The following is a 15,774-nucleotide window of genomic DNA, read 5'->3' on the forward strand; positions in this document are numbered from 1 at the left end:
TTACAATGCGGTCCGGTTTAAATTCCGGCTTCTGAAGGGCGCTGTTAGACGGGTTTTCTCAGTGCGTGTGTTTGCTACTGTGAAAACTGCCTGATGAATCGCTGGATCAGTTATCCTCACCATAGGGCAGGTTTATGCACGTGTCTTGTCAAAGTTGGAGGGTGAGATGCAAGGGTGCCCAGAGGGTTTATGTTCTGTTGCTGGCAAAAAAAAGCCCAGCAAAATCGCCGGGCTTTGGTTGTTTGAACTGTTTTGCAGTGGGATTAGTAGCCGCGCGTGAGATCCTGTGTGATCGTGAGAGGCTTGTTTTCCAGCTTATACCGGTAGACCTGAAGGTTTTCCGTGATGCGCTGCACGTAGTTCCTCGTTTCCCCGTAAGGGATTGATTCAACCCAATCTATTGGATCTATTTTTGGATCTCGTGGGTCGCCAAAGCGCTCAATCCACTCCTTCACCTTGTTCTCACCAGCGTTGTACGCGGCGAAGGTGAGGATGTAGGAGCCACCGAACTCGTCCACCAGTTCTCCCAAAAAGGCTGCACCGAGTGTGGCGTTGTAGGCTGGGTCAGATGTCAGGCGGGACTTCTTGTAGGAGACCCCCAGATTGCGAGCGGTGTCGCGAGCTGTCCCCGGCATGAGTTGGAGTAATCCCAATGCACCTGCGCTGCTGCGCGCTTTTGGGTTAAATGAGCTCTCTTGTCGAGCAATCGCGTAAACGACTGGTTTTTCTACACCTTTTGTGATGCGTGTTTTGCGCGGAATTGCGTTGGTCGGGTAAGCGAGCGGTGCTGCTTCGACACGCTCTGCTTGTGCTAGACGACCAACCATTGTCGCCCATTGATAGACGCCGCGAGATTCTGCCAGCTCAGTCAGAAGTCTAACTTGACCGTTTGTTGGCAGTGTCCGCGCCAGGTGCGTATAAAACAACAGTGTATCATTGTGCAGTCCGGCTTCATCCATTCGTTTGATGGCTTGTACAAGCTCGTTCTTGTTGAAGGCGGTTTGGTCTGCTGTTGTCACATCCGGTAGGGATGCCAGAGGCATTTGGTTGATGCCGAGTTTGGCGAGTGCCAGTTGTCCGTAGTATGCGGTTTGGAAAGCGCCTGCCTGTTTATAGTAGTCAACGGCGCCGTCTGTATCTTTCAAAGCTTCGCGGGTGCGGCCCAACCAGTAATAAGCGCGGGATAGCGTTTGTGCTGTTTTGCCGAGTTTTGCGATGCGTTTGAAATGAGGCTCAGCCAAGCGTGGATCACCCACATAGCGCAGGGCAAACCAACCTGCATGGAACTCAGCCTCGACAATCATGCCTGGAGATTCCGCTGCGTGGTGGGCTGCTATGTTGTAGGCGAGGCGCGGCTTGCCAGCTTCGATCATTTCGCGGGAAATGTCGCGGCGTTGCTTCCACCAGTCGTCGCCATTGAGCAAAGCAGTCGGACTGGTCGGGGCTGCCTCCATCAGCTTTGCAGCCGTGTCGTAATCCCCTTGCAAACGGTAGTGCTGGATGAGTGCGAACTGGTAATTGCTGTCAGATTTCATAGAGCGCGGAACGCTCTTTAACTTGCTGAGCGCATTGCCGTTTTTGCGGATGCTCGCTATGCGGGCTTTGATGTATGTTTGTTCGTCTTTTGACAGTTCGGAAAGCAGGCGTTCTGCTGCACGTGCTCTGTCACGATACAGGAGCATTTCTGCTCTGAGACGATGATCTTTTTGCCGTAGAAGGCCGCCAAAAGCAGAGCGAATTGCAGCTTCTTCGGGAGTTTCGAAGACGGTTTTTTGCCAGAGTGGGCGAATGAGTTTGGCAGCTTCGGTCTTGTTGCCTTTGGCTAAGTGCGCTTTGGCAAGGACAAGTTTGCCGTCCTTTGTTTCCGGGACGGTGGAACCGAATGCTGCAATGATCTGTGCGGGTGTCAAGTTGGATGCGGCGAGTGCGGCTTCTCCACGAGCACGTACGACTTTTGCTGTTGGCCAGTGGGGTGCACTGGCTGCAAACTGGGCGATGTGGGTGACCGGTGTCTTTGGGCCGCCCCGTAGCATGATGAACCAATCCGCCACGCGACGATCGAGGTTATCTGGCAAAGCATTTCGAGCGCGCAGCGCTTCGTTCAGCCGTCCGGATTTAACGTGCTGGAGAACGGTTTTAAGTGGTTCAACCGATCCTGTTGCTTGAGCTGTGCTCAATCCCTGTGGATAAGAACTTGTCAGCGCAGCAGTTGCTTCGAGTGCATTTTGCGGGCTGGAAGGGCGGGTCGAAATTGCAGTTCGCCCATTACTGACAGGTGCAGCGGGGGCATAGCTGGACAACTGAGAGTTCTGTGTTCCACCTGCGCTGCCCCTGCCAATCACTGGAGGTTTGGAGCGTGGTGTGGCGGCAAGCGATCTGCTTTGAACAGCAGCATGCTGCGTGCTCAAGGCGATAGTGCGCACAACCTTTGCAGGGTTTGGAGCCGGAATAACGCTGTGATTTAAAGAGGATACAGCGGAAAATGCCGATGCGGAAACAGTCGTGGCAATGGCAAATGCACTCACACGTGTCGATACTAAAAGAAACTCACGGATACGCATACTACTCGTCGGCCCGTCTCACCTGAGTGTTGTTTATCCGGCAAAAACGCACCGGACGGTTTAATTCCCAAAAAGTCCCTCATTCTGCTTGCCACAAACAGGGTAAATATCTGTTTAATGTTTCACTCAGGGGACCATAATACTTACAGTCGAAACTGGCCTAAATATGAGCACAAAAAAATTCCCGAATCTTATAAGAGAAGGTCTTGGTGATGTTGCCGAGATAGGCTAGATCACATTATTGTATGCCACCCCTTTGAGGGCACTGGCAAATTTTGCTCTGTATATATGTAATCCAACGAGGAACCTGAGATGTTTAGAGGATCAATTCCAGCACTTGTCACACCTTTCAAGGATGGCAAAGTGGATGAGAAGGCCTTCCAGGAATTCGTGGATTGGCAGATAAAACAGGGCTCCCACGGGCTTGTGCCTGTGGGAACAACCGGAGAAAGCCCAACTCTTTCCTTTGCTGAGCACAAGCGCGTCGTGCAGATGGCTGTTGAGGTTTCTGCTGGCCGCGTCCCTGTTATGGCAGGTGCTGGCTCCAACAATCCGGTTGAAGCAATCGAATTTGCGCAGCACGCTCAGGAAGTGGGGGCAGATGCGATTTTGTCCGTTACGCCATATTACAACAAGCCTAATCAGGCTGGTTTGAAGGGCCACTTTAAGGCGATTGCTGCTTCTGTAGATCTTCCGATCTACATCTACAACATTCCGGGCCGTTCCATCATTGATATGGAAAGCCAGACGATGGCTGATCTATTTCATGAAGTGGACAACATTGTCGGCGTAAAAGATGCGACGGCAAACCTTGCACGTGCTTCTGAGCAACGCCATTTATGTGGTCATGACTTCATCCAGCTTTCTGGTGAAGATATCACTGCACTTGGCTTTAATGCTCACGGTGGTCAGGGCTGTATTTCTGTGACAGCAAATATTGCGCCTGCGCTGTGTTCTCAGTTTCAGGAAGCGTGCCTTGCAGGCGACTTTGTAACTGCGCTTTCCATTCAGGATCGTCTTGCACCGCTGCACCAGGCCCTGTTCATTGAGCCAAATCCAGCTGGTCCAAAGTATGCTTTGTCTCTGCTTGGCAAAATGGAAAACGAGTTGCGCCTGCCTTTGGTCACAGTAAGTGAAGAAACTCAGGAAAGCATTCGCAAGGCTATGGTTCATGCAGGCCTGATCAATTAAGCTATTGCTCCGCGCACCTAATATGAGTGTGCGCGAAGACATTTATTGAATGAAATAAGGAAAAGAAATGGCTGCCAAAAAAGGTGGCGTTCCCGGGCGCAAGGTTGTTGCGGATAACCGGAAGGCCCGTTTTAACTACGAAATTGAAGATGTGTTTGAGGCTGGTATTGAGCTGAGGGGCACTGAAGTAAAGTCTCTTCGCCAAGGCAAAAGCAATATTGCTGAAAGCTATGCTGCTGAATATCGGGGGGAGATGATGGTCTACAACGTCTACATCCCTGAATATACGCAGGGTAACCGCTTTAACCATGAACCTCGCCGTCCTCGAAAACTGCTGATGCATCGCCGCGAGTTGAACAAGCTGTTTGCTGCCGTTCAAAAAGAAGGCAAGACCATCGTGCCCCTGAAGATCTACTTTAATGAAGATGGGCGGGCAAAGATGGAAGTCGCTTTGGGCCGTGGTAAAAAAGCTCACGATAAGCGCCAGACCGAAAAAACACGCGACTGGAACCGCGAAAAGCAACGCTTGCTTAAGAACGGCTAGAGCATCTCACATCGCTGGTGATGCTCCAGCTTTTTGCCTTACGCCTGCAAAGATAAGGCTGGTCCGAGAACTTGCTGGAAAGTTGCATTCCTTCTAATAAGGATCAACTGTGTTTGGAGGTGGAGCGGATGTCTAGCGAAACGAAGTTAATATTGCCTGCTCTTGCGCGGCAAATTGCAGAAGTTGCAACGCTCGAAGGTGAGTTTGTGCTGCGATCCGGACAGGTTTCTGATCGTTACTTCGATAAATATAGCTTCGAAGGACTTCCTCACATTTTGCGACCGCTCGCACGGGCAATGAGCGAGTTGCTTCCGCCTGAAACGGAAATCATTGCTGGTCTTGAGCTTGGAGGGATCCCTCTCGTTACTGCGATGTCTCTGGAAACTGGGCTTCCGGCAGCGTTTGTTCGAAAAGAGCCTAAATCTTACGGTACTCGTCGTGCGATTGAAGGTCAAAACCTGACTGGGCGAAAAGTAGTCTTCGTAGAAGATGTGATTTCAACTGGTGGGGCTGTTGCCGATGCCTTACGTTTAGCCACGCAAGAGGGGGCAGATGTTCGAGCTGTTGTTTGCGCAATTTGGCGAGGGGACGGTGCTCCTGCAATTCACGCTGCTCTTGAGTTGCCTGTCTATCCGGTTTTTACGCGGAGCGACCTTGAGGCATCGCTCGGTGATCAGGCAAACCAAATGGAAACTCAGTGAATCGGTTTGAAGTGATTTTGCCTTTGTTTGCGCGTGCTTCGCTCGCAAGTGTATCGAGACCTGTTTCTGTTAGCTCAAAGTGCGGGCGAAAGAGCTCTGATTGTTCTGGAGTGTTTTGAATGAAAGTCGTTGTTGCCTCTCAAAATCCGGTCAAGGTGAATGCGACGCTTGAGGCGTTCAGGGCTCAGTTTCCGGCTGATGATATTGAGCTGGTTTCTGCAAGTGTTCCTTCTGGTGTTTCTGATCAGCCAATGAGTGATGAGGAAACGCGTCAAGGTGCTGTGGTGCGTGCTGAGAACGCTTTGGAAGCGCAAGCTGATGCGGATTTTGGTGTGGGGCTGGAAGGCGGTATCTGTGAGTTGCACGGAATTGCCTACACGTTTGCGTGGATGGTGGTGATTTCGCGCGAAGGGCAGATTTCTGCCAGCCGTTCCATGCTGCTGCCGTTACCAGAGAAAGTTATGCAGTTGGTGCGTTCTGGGATGGAACTCGGGCACGCTATTGACGAGATCTTTGGGACAGAGAATATCAAGCACAAGGGCGGGGCATTTGGGCTGCTGACGAGTGATCGCATGACGCGGCAATCGGTCTACGTCGATACGCTCTTTTGTGCGCTACTACCGTTCAGATCTCCAGCATTTAGAGATGCTTAGCAGGTGTTGCTGAGAGTTTGAATCTGGAGCTTCATAATCTGATTCAAGTTCGCTTGTATGACTTTGAGAGGATGTTTGGGTTACACCTTGCAGTTTAGGTAGGTTTCCCATCTGGTGGTGGCGTTGCGGTCTTTTCGTTTAACTGTCGCTGCATCTTTGGAGTTGTATCCCATAATGTAGTTTGGTTCATAAGTGGGGGGACCTGCTGCGACTATTGCTTGGCACATCTCAGTTCCATGCTCGTCCCATACTTTTTTCATGCTCAGTTTGGTGGCTTTGTATTTTTCTTCACCATAGTACATGGCAAGCGGCAGCTCTAAGTAGTGGGCAGAAGTAAGGCCTCTTGGATCATGATGTAGATCAGCTTTCTGGCTGATACGTGTGGCATCGAAGCGGGCTCTTGTGATTGCAAAGGCCATTAGCTCAGCGGCGTGTTTTTCCTCCCCTTCATTAAGGCAGGAAAGAACCCCACTCATAAGCTTTCCAGGCGGGATAGTTGTGGAGGTATTGGAAATTGTGATGCAGCCGGGGCCACTGGCCATCCACTCTTTAAAGTCGGGGTGCAAGGACAATTCTGAGCGATTACCCTGGGAACTTGGTTCTGCCTTTTTTGTCGCTGGCGCGATTACGGCCTCTGATTTTGGCTTTTCAGGCGTCTCAGCGCAGGCACTAATAAGAAACAGACTGGCAATAACAATCACAGGATTTCGCAAAGCCCTCTCCATCTGCTGAGAGGGCTTTGCGCATTGCTTCGCAGCCCTCTTATGTTGAACTTCCATCGAATTTGTTGGTTCTCGGGAAGCCGTTTGGTGGCAGGCGTCCGGCTTGACCGCGGTCGCCGCGCCAGTCCTGCATTTCTTCCAGAGTGCGCTTGAAGGTGCGACCGGACGCATCTGTCCATGTCAGGCCTTCTTCTGAGCTGAAGGTCTTGATATCGGAAATGCCGCCATCTCTGTAGCGCTGCAGGCGAACACCACGACCACGCGTCATGACTGCGATTTGCGCAAGCGGGAAGGTGAGGAGTTTTCTGTTGTGGCCGATGACCGCGACATAGTCTCCCATAGCCGGTACGCACAGGACAGCCTTTGCCGGGGCTGTCACGTTGAGCACCTGTTTCCCTTTGCGGGTGTTGGCGATCACATCCTTTTCCTGAACCACAAAACCATATGCTCCATCGGTGCACATGAGGAGTTTGCGCTCAGGGTCATGTACGAAGGCGCTGATGATTTCTTGCGTCTCATCCATATCCAGCATCAGACGGATTGGTTCACCGTGGCCGCGGCCACCTGGTAGCTTATCTGCGCCGAGGGTATAGAATTTACCACCGCTGGTAAAGATCAGGATCTTGCTGGTGGTTTCTGCATGGATAGACAGGTGTAGCTGATCGCCTTGCTTGAAGGTGAGAGTGCTCACGTCCTGTACATGGCCCTTAAGCGTTCTGATCCAGCCTTTTTCTGAGATAACAACCGTGATCGGTTCTTTCTCAATCATGGCTTGGTGGATCTCTTCCAGATCGTGGTCCGTTGCGGTGCTGAAGTCTGTTCTGCGCTTGCCGATTTCTGTCTCAGGGCCATAGGCCTTGCCGATCTCGCCGACTTGCTTGGAAACGCGGTTCCACTGTTTCTTGTCGGAGGCGAGGAGAGCTTCCAGACCTGATTTTTCTTTAGAGAGTTTGTCGTGTTCTTTCCTGATCTCGAACTCTTCGAGCTTGCGCAAGGAGCGCAGGCGCATGTTCAAGATGGCTTCTGCCTGAACGTCTGTCAGCTCAAACGCGCGAATGAGAGACGCCTTGGCATCATCTTCTTCGCGGATGATGCGGATGACTTCATCAATGTTCAGGTAGGCAATGAGGTAGCCTTCCAGAACTTCCAGACGGTGGTTGATCTGGTCAAGCCTGTGATTGGAGCGTCGGACCAGGACCTCTTTCTGGTGCTCGAGCCACTCCTGCAGGACTTCCTTCAGGTTCATGACCTTTGGCACAACGCCTTTGGACAGAACGTTCATGTTCAGCGAGAATCTGTTTTCCAGATCCGTCAGCTTGAACAGGGAGGCCATGAGGAGTTCAGGGTCAACGTTTTTGTTGCGTGGCACCAGAACCACGCGCACGTCTTCAGCGGACTCATCGCGAACATCATCCAGCAATGGCAGTTTGCGTGCCATGAGGAGTTCTGCGATTTTCTCGATCAGACGGGACTTCTGAACGACGTATGGAATCTCCGTAACAACGATGTTGTAGGTGCCGCGTTGTCCTTCCTCTTTGTGCCATTTCGCACGTGTTCGGAAGCTGCCGCGGCCAGTCTTGTAGGCTTCCACTATGGAGCCCTGATCGTTGACAATGGTGCCGCCGGTTGGGAAATCCGGGCCCTTGATGTGCTCAAGAAGCTCTTCGATTTCCGCATCCGGTTTGGAAATCAGAAGCTGGCAGGCGTTGCAGAGTTCATAGGCATTGTGCGGGGGTATGGATGTTGCCATGCCCACTGCGATGCCTGTGGAGCCGTTTGCCAGAAGGTTCGGGAAGCTGCCGGGAAGAACGACTGGTTCGGAATCCAGACCGTCGTAAGTTTCACGGAAGTCGACAGCGTTCTCGTTGAGGCCATCCAGAATGCGGGTGGCCACGTCGGTCATGCGGGCTTCTGTGTAACGCATCGCAGCAGCGCTATCGCCGTCGATGTTACCGAAGTTGCCTTGACCATCCACCATCGGGTAGCGAACGGAGAAATCCTGTGCGAGACGGACAAGGGCGTCGTAGATGGCGGCGTCACCGTGCGGGTGATATTTACCCATGACGTCACCGACAACACGCGCGCACTTTTTAAAGCCCTGATTTGGATCGAGCTTTAAAAGGCGCATGCCATACAAAATCCGTCGGTGCACCGGCTTCAGGCCATCGCGTACATCTGGCAGTGCGCGATGCATGATGGTTGTCAGAGCGTAGCTGAGGTAGCGCTCTTCCAGTGCATCTTTAAGATTGATTGTTTCCGGGCCATCATGGCCGATCACTTCCTGTCCCATGACACTTGGTTATCGTTCTTGGCTTGTTCTGTCCATGCTAACGCACCGTTCTACCTATGAAATCCTCAGAAAACAGCGCTTTTTCAAGGTTTAATCCTGTGTAGTGGGCATGCGTTTTGCGACTCACTGCGGTGATTACTTAGAGCACGTCACGTTCATTGGCATTCACGCATCATGCTCGATCATTTTTGATGGAGCGAATTCTCGCCAATCGACCGCAACTAGCAGAGGCAACAGGTGGTTTCGATTATTACTCAGATTTGCAGCGGTGGTTTAAGCCGACCTGATTTTTGCTCGGCTATCCTAGAGCGTGCACATGGCAGGATGTTGTCGCTGTTTGGGAGATAACATGTTGAATGACTGGAGGTTATAGTGAGGAAGCAAAGCTTGGCGTTGAAAGGTCTTATGGCGGTGTTTGGAGTCGTGGCAATCACGGCTTGTAGCCATGCTGCGGATCATGGGAGAACAGCTCAGGGTGCATCTGATCAGCAAGCGCCATCTTTGGAAGGCACAGGGCAGGGCACGGTCATTGAAGCGCCCGGTGTGCTTCGCAGCTGGTATCAGCCTCCACCAGAGGATCAGCACCCTTATGTGCCGCCGCCCAAGAAACGTTACATCCCGCTGGGAGGAGATAGTACTGGTCCGGTGATTGTTTTGCCGGGTGGGAATGGGCCGCAATCTGATTGATAGGCTTGGTGTGGCTTCGTTTCAGTCGGGCAGGTCTGCGAAGTCTTTTTTGAGCGCGGTTACATAATTGTCTCGCGCAGGAGGCCATGCAATGCTGCGCGGCTCATAGATGTATTTGAACAGGAAATAGCCGGTGAGTGAGAACCCTGCTTCCATATCCCCCTTCGAGATTTGAATGTTTTGGGAGAGCCGTGACTCGGGCGCTTTAAGGAACTCTGGCAGTGTGAGGAGCTTGGTAGCGTAAGGTTGTCCGGCTGTTTTGCAAACCGCTCGGCCTGATTTAGGTGAAACCCAGATCAACTCGTCAGTGACGCCAGTGGCTGCGCATTCTGAGAGGTCCAGACCGAAGCCGAGCTCATTGAGCAGTTCCAGCTCAAAGCGGAGCACGAGTGCTGCACCAATTCGAGGGTCTTCCAGATGATCGAGAATGACGTCCAGCGCGTGAAACAGGTTGGGATGTGGATCGCGCTCGGGAAGAAGGCGGACTTGTGCACACAGGCTTTGCAGGCCGTGAATGGCTCTCGCAGTTTGCATGAGGTGGGCGGCGCGTAATTGCAGGGGCTCAACTGTGAAAAAGCCCAGATGTTCATCCAGCCTCGCGCGCCAAGTGAGATTGAGATGATTGCCCAGTTGCAGGGCAGGTTGCTGGCGACGTGATCTGCCGCCGCGCACCAAGCCCAGGCAGCGGCCTCTGTCCGGTGTCAGAACTTCAAGCAGGATGTTGTTTTCACCCTGCTTGCGCGTTCCAATGACGATGCCTTCTGCCTGCCACTGCATAATTGTGCTCATTAAGCGCAGCGTACCCTTGTCCGAAAACCGGATCCGCTTTTCGGGGATACGCTAGTGCGGGAAGTCCAATCCCATGTTGCGATAGCGTTCTGGATCATCGGACCAGTTTTCACGCACTTTCACAAACACAAAGAGATGGATTGTAGTCTCAAAGGCTTCTGTGAGCTCTTCACGTGCAGCTTTTGAGATCGCTTTGATGGTCTGACCGTTCTTGCCCAGAACAATTGACTTTTGACTGTCGCGTTCAACGAAGATTGTCTGCTCGATACGGATGGAGCCATCTTTCCTATCTTCCCACTTATCGGTCTCGACAGTGGAAATGTAAGGGAGCTCTTCATGAAGGCGCAGGTAAAGCTTCTCGCGGGTGATCTCAGCGGCCAACATACGCAGTGGGATGTCGGAGGCCTGATCTTCCGGATAGAGCCATGGGCCTTTTGGCATCTGATCGGAGAAGTACTTCAGGATGTCCTTTGTACCGGAACCGTTGATAGCAGAGACCATGAAGGTCTGATCAAACTTGGTGTACTCGTTGGCTTTTGCCGCGAGTGCCAGAAGCTGGTCGCGCTTGGTGATGTCGATCTTGTTGAGGATCAGAACTTTCGGGAGTTTGATGTGCTCCAGTTCGTTCAAAATACGCTCTACAGACTCATTGATGCCTTTCTTGGCGTCAATGAGAACGGCAACGACGTCAGCGTCCTTGGCTCCGCCCCATGCTGTGTCGACCATTGCGCGGTCAAGACGGCGTTTCGGGCGGAAGATGCCTGGTGTGTCAACGAAGATAACCTGGCTGTCGTCTTCAATCGCAACACCGCGAACGATTGCGCGTGTTGTCTGCACCTTGTGGGTGACGATTGAAACCTTCGTGCCAACCAACTGGTTCAGCAGCGTCGACTTGCCCGCATTTGGCGCGCCAATCAACGCGACAAAGCCAGCGCGTGTGTTTTCGTTGAGTTTGCCGAGGTTGAAGTTCATACCCTCTGGCAGGTCATTGTTGTTGTTTTCGTCGTTCATTTAAGACCTATTCGCTCCACACGCCTTCGCGGCGCAGGATGTTCTCGGCAGCGGATTGTTCTGCAATGCGCTTTGAGCTTCCGACGGCTTCGCCGGGACCAACGCCTTCCACATTCACGCGGATCTTGAAGATCGGGGCATGGTCTGGGCCGCTGCGAGAGACTGTTTCGTATAACGGAGTAGGGCGTCCTTTGGACTGTGCCCACTCCTGAAGAGTTGTTTTGGCATCTCGCAATGGACCTGTGTAAGACACCATTCTTACAGCAAAATAGCGTTTGATGAAGCTCTCGGCTTCGTCAAATCCGCTATCAAGGTAAATTGCTGCAATCAGGCTCTCGCACATGTCTGCAAGAATTGCTGTTTTAGATCGTCCACCAGTATGTGCTTCAGCTTCGCCGACGCGCATATGCTGGCCAATGTCGATGACCTTGGAAACTTCAGCGCATGTCTCGCGCTTTACAAGTTGGTTCAGGCGCCGAGCAAGTTCCCCTTCATCTGCTTTAGGGAAATTTTCTTCCAGCATCGTCGCAATTGCAAGGCCGAGCACTCGATCGCCCAAAAACTCAAGGCGCTGGTAGCTCTGCAGGGAAGCCTTTGCAACCGGAAGGGCACTGGCATGCGTCAAAGCACGAACAAGGAGTTCCTTGTTCGTGAACTTGTAGCCGATGCGCTCTTCCAGAGCTGCGTCTGATACCGGTCTTTTTCTTCTGCTCATAATTCCGGCTAATTCCTTCAAAGACTGCTTTGCAGACTTTCTGAAGCAGTTTGTGTCACTAACTGTATCACTCAAACTGCTTCAAGTGTGGTTGGGCGTAGTTTTTTCCGTAAACCGGAGGCCGTTGCAGGCGCTACGCTTTAGAGTACGTCGCCAAGGCGATCCCAGCGAACTGTCCAAGGCCATTTCCAGAACATCCATGCAGGCTGGTCGTCTTCAATGGAGAAGAAGATGATTTCAGCGCGTCCGATAAAGTTCTCGAATGGGACGTAGCCCACTTCGGAAAGAACGCGGCTGTCCTGCGAATTATCCCGGTTGTCGCCCATCATGAAATAGCGATCTGCTGGTACGTGATAGACGGGTGTGTTGTCCAGAGAGCCATTGGTCGTGATATCAAGGGTCTGGTAGCTTATGCCATTTGGCAGTGTTTCGATATAACGCGGGATCTTGTGAATGTTCCCATAAGCGTCTTTTTCGATGTAATCGTCAATGCGCTTGCGCTCAACAGCATTGCCATTGATGTGCAAAATGCCATTGATCATCTGAACTTCATCGCCAGGCAAGCCAACCACACGCTTAATATAATCGGTGGAGTTGTCTTTTGGTAGCTTGAAAACGGCAATGTCTCCGCGCTCTGGAGGGGAACTCCAGACACGTCCGTCAAATGGTGCCAGTCCAAATGGGAAGGAGTACTTTGAATAGCCATAGCTGTACTTAGAGACAAACAGGTAGTCGCCAATCAGCAAAGTATCTTTCATGGAGCCCGAAGGAATAAAAAATGGCTGAAAAAGAAATGTTCTAACAACCAGAGCGAGTAGCAGAGCTTGAGCGATGACCTTAATGGTCTCATATACGCCGCCTTCCTGCTCCTTTTCTTTGGATTGGCTCATGTTCATCCTTCGTGGTAAGAGAATACTCGCTTGGCCCGATGCCCATCACTTAATTAGTGCGAGTCAGTCTCCTGACAATAATATTCACATAGGTGGATCTCTTAGCGGTTCAAGGCCACTTCTGCAATCCAGTTCATTTACGTTTTCACGGCTCTAGACCCGGCCAGTCCTCTGGCCATGCCGAAATAACGACAAATGCCTGTGCCAGCGGGTAATCATCCGTAATTGTAAGGTCAATTCGTGGCACAAAGCCTTTTGGCACAAGTTTATCCAGTCTTTCTTTCGCGCCGCCGGACAGTTGCAGGGTCGGTTTGCCGCTCGGCAGGTTTACGACACCCATCTCTTTCCAGGCAACGCCCATTGAAAGACCTGTGCCCAAGGCCTTGGAGCAGGCTTCTTTGGCGGCGAAACGCTTTGCATAGGTTGCAGCCTTGTTGGCGCGACTTTCTGCTTTTGCCCGCTCAACATCTGTGAAGACGCGCTTTGTAAAGCGATCCGGAAAACGGGAGAGTGTTTTCTCTATTCTTCGAATGTCGCTCAGATCACTGCCAATGCCAATAATCATCTCTGCCTCGTTGTGTGACGGATATATTGGCGCGTGAGCGCGAAACTCACAAGCCTCCTGAATAAGTTGTTGTGGTGCAAGTCTTTTCAAGGAAACAACATGTGTCTCCTGCTGGTCTGCTCAGTGTTGGAATGCCGGTCCGGGGATCCCGTTTATTTTTCCTGAGCGACATTTTTGCTTTTTTTTGCCAGCTTTCTTTTTAAGCGAAAACGATGTGCTCTGGCTTTCTGGTAAGTGGAAACCGAGCCCAGAACAATAAAATAGAAAAAGACACCAGCGGCCAGACCGAGCGGGATTGAGCCAATCAACATTGGTTTTAAGATTGGCCAGATTGAATCCAGCGATTGAGACAGCATGGAATGATCCAGCTTGCCACCTAAATCCGGAAGGGGCTTGTCTTCCAGATCCATAATATAGAGACCGACCTTGTAGGTGCTGGCCCAGATAAACGGGAAGGTGAGTGGATTGCCTACGGCTGTGCCTAATGCCGCGGCAAGCATGTTGCCGCGAAGAATATAGGCCAAGACAAAGCTGAGAATAAAATGGAAACCGAGGAATGGCGTGAAAGAAGCGGCGGCGCCTGCGGCAAAGCCTGCTGCAATCTTTCTTGGGCTGGCTGAAAGGCGGAGAACCCGTTTTGTTAAGTACCTGAAAGAGCGAGACCAACTGTGACGCGGCCAAACAGCCACGCGGATACGTTCTATTCTTGTTGGTTTATCCCGCCGTTTAAAAATCATTTCGGTTCAAGTACTTTGCTTATTTTCAATCGCGCCAGTTAAACGGCTCGATTGGGGTTGTTTCTATAGCCGGTATCTCAGCGAGTTCTTTTGGTACATTCTCGGCTGCATACACCGGTCGTTTTAAAGGAGCAAGAGATATTAGAGGTACTCCTAAGTCCGTATCGTCAAGACTCCTGTCGATAAAACAACCAATACCTACGGTGTTAATGCTCAGTGACTGCAGCGCTTCAATTGTGGAAAGGCATAGGTGACCTGTTCCTACAACATCCTGAACTATAAATACATTTGACTTTGGAGGGATGGTTGCCGGTCCGGTGGTGAGGTAGCCGCCTTCGCGGCGAAGCCAAAGGGCACTCTTCTGCATGATTCTTGCAGTTTGCAGTGCGACGATCAGGCCACCTAAGCTGGGGGCAACGAAATGGGAGAAGTTGAGGAGCTGGTGAGCGGCAATTTTTTTCACCAGTTCGGAGGCGAGGGTTTCGACCTTATCCGGGTATTCCAGCAGCTTTTGTCGTTGCAGGTAAGCTGAGCCGTGCCAGCCTGAAGGAAGGATGAAGTGACCTTCCTTCAGGGCTTTTGTTTCTCTGAAAACGTCCAGGACTGCATTGGGCCCCATGGGTTTTCCTCTTGTTTTCAGCAGCTAGCCGTTCACCCTTTGCGCTTCGGAAACGTTGGGTTTGGCACGCAGCTGGTTCAGGATCAGATTCAGGTGCTTCAAATCCCATACCTCAAGATCAATTAGCATCTCGTGAAAATCGGAGGCTTTGCGGATCATTTTGATATTATCAATGTTACCGCGGTGATCACCGATGACCTTGGTGATTGCTGCTAGTGAGCCGGGCTCGTTGACCGCGAACACGCTGATCTGTGCCGGAAAACGCTCCGGTGCATTGGGGTCGATGTCCCAGCGCACGTCGAGCCAACGCTCAGGCTGATCGTCGAATTCCTTCAGGTCCGGTGACTGGATTGGGTAGATGGTGATGCCGACGCCGGGTGTCAGGATGCCGACGATGCGATCTCCTGGTACTGCGCCACCACTTGGGGCAAAGCGCACAGGGAGTGAGCCGGAGACACTGGTGCGGATCGGCAGAGAGCCGTTCTTGGAACTCTCCTGAGATCCTTCCGGAATCTTGAACTTGACCGAGCTGCCTTTGTCCAGATCAAACCAGCCCTCTGAGGCTGAGCCTGCTGCGGGTGGTGCACTTGGGTTGCGGTCAGCTGTTTGTGCTGGTGCGTAGTCTGGATATGCAACTTCCAGAATAGCGCTTGCTTGTACATCTCCGCGACCCACGGCGACGAGCAAGTCGAGCGTGGTTTCCATGGTGAACTTCTTGATGTGTGCTTCAAGAGCTGCTTCGTCGAAGTCCTTGCCTGCATGGGAGAAGGCGCGTTCAAGGATGTGTTTGCCAAGTCCGCCATATTGCTGGCGTGCGGAAGCTTTGGTTGCCTTGCGAATTGCAGAGCGTGCCTTGCCTGTGACAGCAATGTTTTCCCAGGCCGGAGGAGGGGTCTGCGCCTGTGAGCGGACGACGTCAACTTCATCGCCGTTGGTCAGCTCAGTGACCAGCGAGGAGATGCGTCCGTTGATTTTACAGCCCACGCAGGTGTTGCCGATATCCGTGTGAACGGCATAGGCGAAATCGATTGGGGTTGCGCCGCGTGGCAGTGCGATCAAGCGGCCTTTTGGTGTGAAGCAGAAGACCTGATCGTGGAAG

General features: G+C 52.0%; 16 protein-coding genes. 5 read left to right on the forward strand and 11 right to left on the reverse strand.

The annotated features are described in order from the left end of the window. Positions 1-263: 263 nt before the first annotated feature. On the reverse strand, positions 264-2,561 hold the full coding sequence (locus tag PPL9_RS19595) for a transglycosylase SLT domain-containing protein (protein WP_057464269.1): 2,298 nt from the start codon (positions 2,559-2,561) through the stop codon (positions 264-266). 312 nt (positions 2,562-2,873) lie between these two features. Between PPL9_RS19595 and dapA the strand changes: the two genes are divergently transcribed. From dapA to yjjX, 4 genes are all read left to right on the forward strand, one after another. Next, complete coding sequence (gene dapA, locus PPL9_RS19600; protein ID WP_057464270.1) at positions 2,874-3,752, forward strand: 4-hydroxy-tetrahydrodipicolinate synthase; 879 nt, start codon at positions 2,874-2,876, stop codon at positions 3,750-3,752. A gap of 67 nt (positions 3,753-3,819) precedes the next feature. Next, positions 3,820-4,296 (forward strand): SsrA-binding protein SmpB, encoded by a 477-nt coding sequence (smpB, locus tag PPL9_RS19605; RefSeq protein WP_057464271.1) that lies wholly within the window; start codon positions 3,820-3,822, stop codon positions 4,294-4,296. Between the two features lie 128 nt (positions 4,297-4,424). Then, the gene (pyrE, locus tag PPL9_RS19610) at positions 4,425-4,997 is read left to right on the forward strand and encodes an orotate phosphoribosyltransferase (RefSeq protein ID WP_057464272.1); all 573 of its coding nucleotides are present in this window, start codon (positions 4,425-4,427) and stop codon (positions 4,995-4,997) included. Positions 4,998-5,116: 119 nt separating this feature from the next. Continuing rightward, positions 5,117-5,650 (forward strand): inosine/xanthosine triphosphatase, encoded by a 534-nt coding sequence (gene yjjX, locus PPL9_RS19615; RefSeq protein WP_057464273.1) that lies wholly within the window; start codon positions 5,117-5,119, stop codon positions 5,648-5,650. 80 nt (positions 5,651-5,730) lie between these two features. On the opposite strand, the gene PPL9_RS19620 is transcribed toward yjjX, so the two are convergent. Next, entirely contained in the window at positions 5,731-6,363 is a 633-nt protein-coding gene (locus PPL9_RS19620; RefSeq protein ID WP_152986767.1) for a hypothetical protein, read from the reverse strand. 49 nt (positions 6,364-6,412) lie between these two features. Then, positions 6,413-8,662, reverse strand: coding sequence for a DNA topoisomerase IV subunit A (parC, locus tag PPL9_RS19625; RefSeq protein WP_057464275.1), 2,250 nt, complete (start codon positions 8,660-8,662; stop codon positions 6,413-6,415). 372 nt (positions 8,663-9,034) lie between these two features. Between parC and PPL9_RS19630 the strand changes: the two genes are divergently transcribed. Beyond that, on the forward strand, positions 9,035-9,349 hold the full coding sequence (locus tag PPL9_RS19630) for a hypothetical protein (protein ID WP_208981947.1): 315 nt from the start codon (positions 9,035-9,037) through the stop codon (positions 9,347-9,349). Positions 9,350-9,370: 21 nt separating this feature from the next. Here PPL9_RS19630 and recO read toward each other — a convergent pair whose 3' ends face one another. From recO to PPL9_RS34280, 8 genes are all read right to left on the reverse strand, one after another. Further along, positions 9,371-10,126 (reverse strand): DNA repair protein RecO, encoded by a 756-nt coding sequence (recO, locus tag PPL9_RS19635; RefSeq protein WP_057464277.1) that lies wholly within the window; start codon positions 10,124-10,126, stop codon positions 9,371-9,373. 63 nt (positions 10,127-10,189) lie between these two features. Further along, a complete protein-coding gene (era, locus tag PPL9_RS19640; RefSeq protein ID WP_057464441.1) occupies positions 10,190-11,110 on the reverse strand; it encodes a GTPase Era in 921 nt (306 codons plus the stop codon). 46 nt (positions 11,111-11,156) lie between these two features. After that, positions 11,157-11,864 (reverse strand): ribonuclease III, encoded by a 708-nt coding sequence (gene rnc, locus PPL9_RS19645; RefSeq protein WP_057464278.1) that lies wholly within the window; start codon positions 11,862-11,864, stop codon positions 11,157-11,159. Positions 11,865-12,004: 140 nt separating this feature from the next. Continuing rightward, on the reverse strand, positions 12,005-12,760 hold the full coding sequence (lepB, locus tag PPL9_RS19650) for a signal peptidase I (protein WP_057464279.1): 756 nt from the start codon (positions 12,758-12,760) through the stop codon (positions 12,005-12,007). A gap of 139 nt (positions 12,761-12,899) precedes the next feature. Next, positions 12,900-13,319, reverse strand: coding sequence for a holo-ACP synthase (acpS, locus tag PPL9_RS19655; protein WP_057464280.1), 420 nt, complete (start codon positions 13,317-13,319; stop codon positions 12,900-12,902). A gap of 152 nt (positions 13,320-13,471) precedes the next feature. Next, positions 13,472-14,056, reverse strand: a complete 585-nt coding sequence (locus PPL9_RS19660; protein WP_057464281.1) for a DUF2062 domain-containing protein — start codon at positions 14,054-14,056, stop codon at positions 13,472-13,474. Positions 14,057-14,081: 25 nt separating this feature from the next. Then, entirely contained in the window at positions 14,082-14,675 is a 594-nt protein-coding gene (locus PPL9_RS19665) for a hypothetical protein (RefSeq protein WP_057464282.1), read from the reverse strand. A 24-nt stretch (positions 14,676-14,699) separates the two neighbouring features. Then, the coding region (locus PPL9_RS34280; protein ID WP_244273426.1) for a RelA/SpoT AH/RIS domain-containing protein at positions 14,700-15,774 on the reverse strand (1,075 nt) is incomplete at its 5' end.

The sequence above is a fragment of the Pseudovibrio sp. POLY-S9 genome (assembly GCF_001431305.1).
Lineage (GTDB): Bacteria > Pseudomonadota > Alphaproteobacteria > Rhizobiales > Stappiaceae > Pseudovibrio.

Bases quoted from the DNA above. Each gene is read 5' to 3' on its own strand.
- rnc (WP_057464278.1), bottom strand. From the start codon at position 11,864: ATGAGCAGAAGAAAAAGACCGGTATCAGACGCAGCTCTGGAAGAGCGC.
- PPL9_RS19660 (WP_057464281.1), bottom strand. From the start codon at position 14,056: ATGATTTTTAAACGGCGGGATAAACCAACAAGAATAGAACGTATCCGC.
- era (WP_057464441.1), bottom strand. From the start codon at position 11,110: ATGAACTTCAACCTCGGCAAACTCAACGAAAACACACGCGCTGGCTTT.
- parC (WP_057464275.1), bottom strand. From the start codon at position 8,662: ATGGGACAGGAAGTGATCGGCCATGATGGCCCGGAAACAATCAATCTT.
- acpS (WP_057464280.1), bottom strand. From the start codon at position 13,319: ATGATTATTGGCATTGGCAGTGATCTGAGCGACATTCGAAGAATAGAG.
- yjjX (WP_057464273.1), top strand. From the start codon at position 5,117: ATGAAAGTCGTTGTTGCCTCTCAAAATCCGGTCAAGGTGAATGCGACG.
- smpB (WP_057464271.1), top strand. From the start codon at position 3,820: ATGGCTGCCAAAAAAGGTGGCGTTCCCGGGCGCAAGGTTGTTGCGGAT.
- recO (WP_057464277.1), bottom strand. From the start codon at position 10,126: ATGCAGTGGCAGGCAGAAGGCATCGTCATTGGAACGCGCAAGCAGGGT.
- PPL9_RS19595 (WP_057464269.1), bottom strand. From the start codon at position 2,561: ATGCGTATCCGTGAGTTTCTTTTAGTATCGACACGTGTGAGTGCATTT.
- lepB (WP_057464279.1), bottom strand. From the start codon at position 12,760: ATGAACATGAGCCAATCCAAAGAAAAGGAGCAGGAAGGCGGCGTATAT.
- dapA (WP_057464270.1), top strand. From the start codon at position 2,874: ATGTTTAGAGGATCAATTCCAGCACTTGTCACACCTTTCAAGGATGGC.
- PPL9_RS19665 (WP_057464282.1), bottom strand. From the start codon at position 14,675: ATGGGGCCCAATGCAGTCCTGGACGTTTTCAGAGAAACAAAAGCCCTG.
- pyrE (WP_057464272.1), top strand. From the start codon at position 4,425: ATGTCTAGCGAAACGAAGTTAATATTGCCTGCTCTTGCGCGGCAAATT.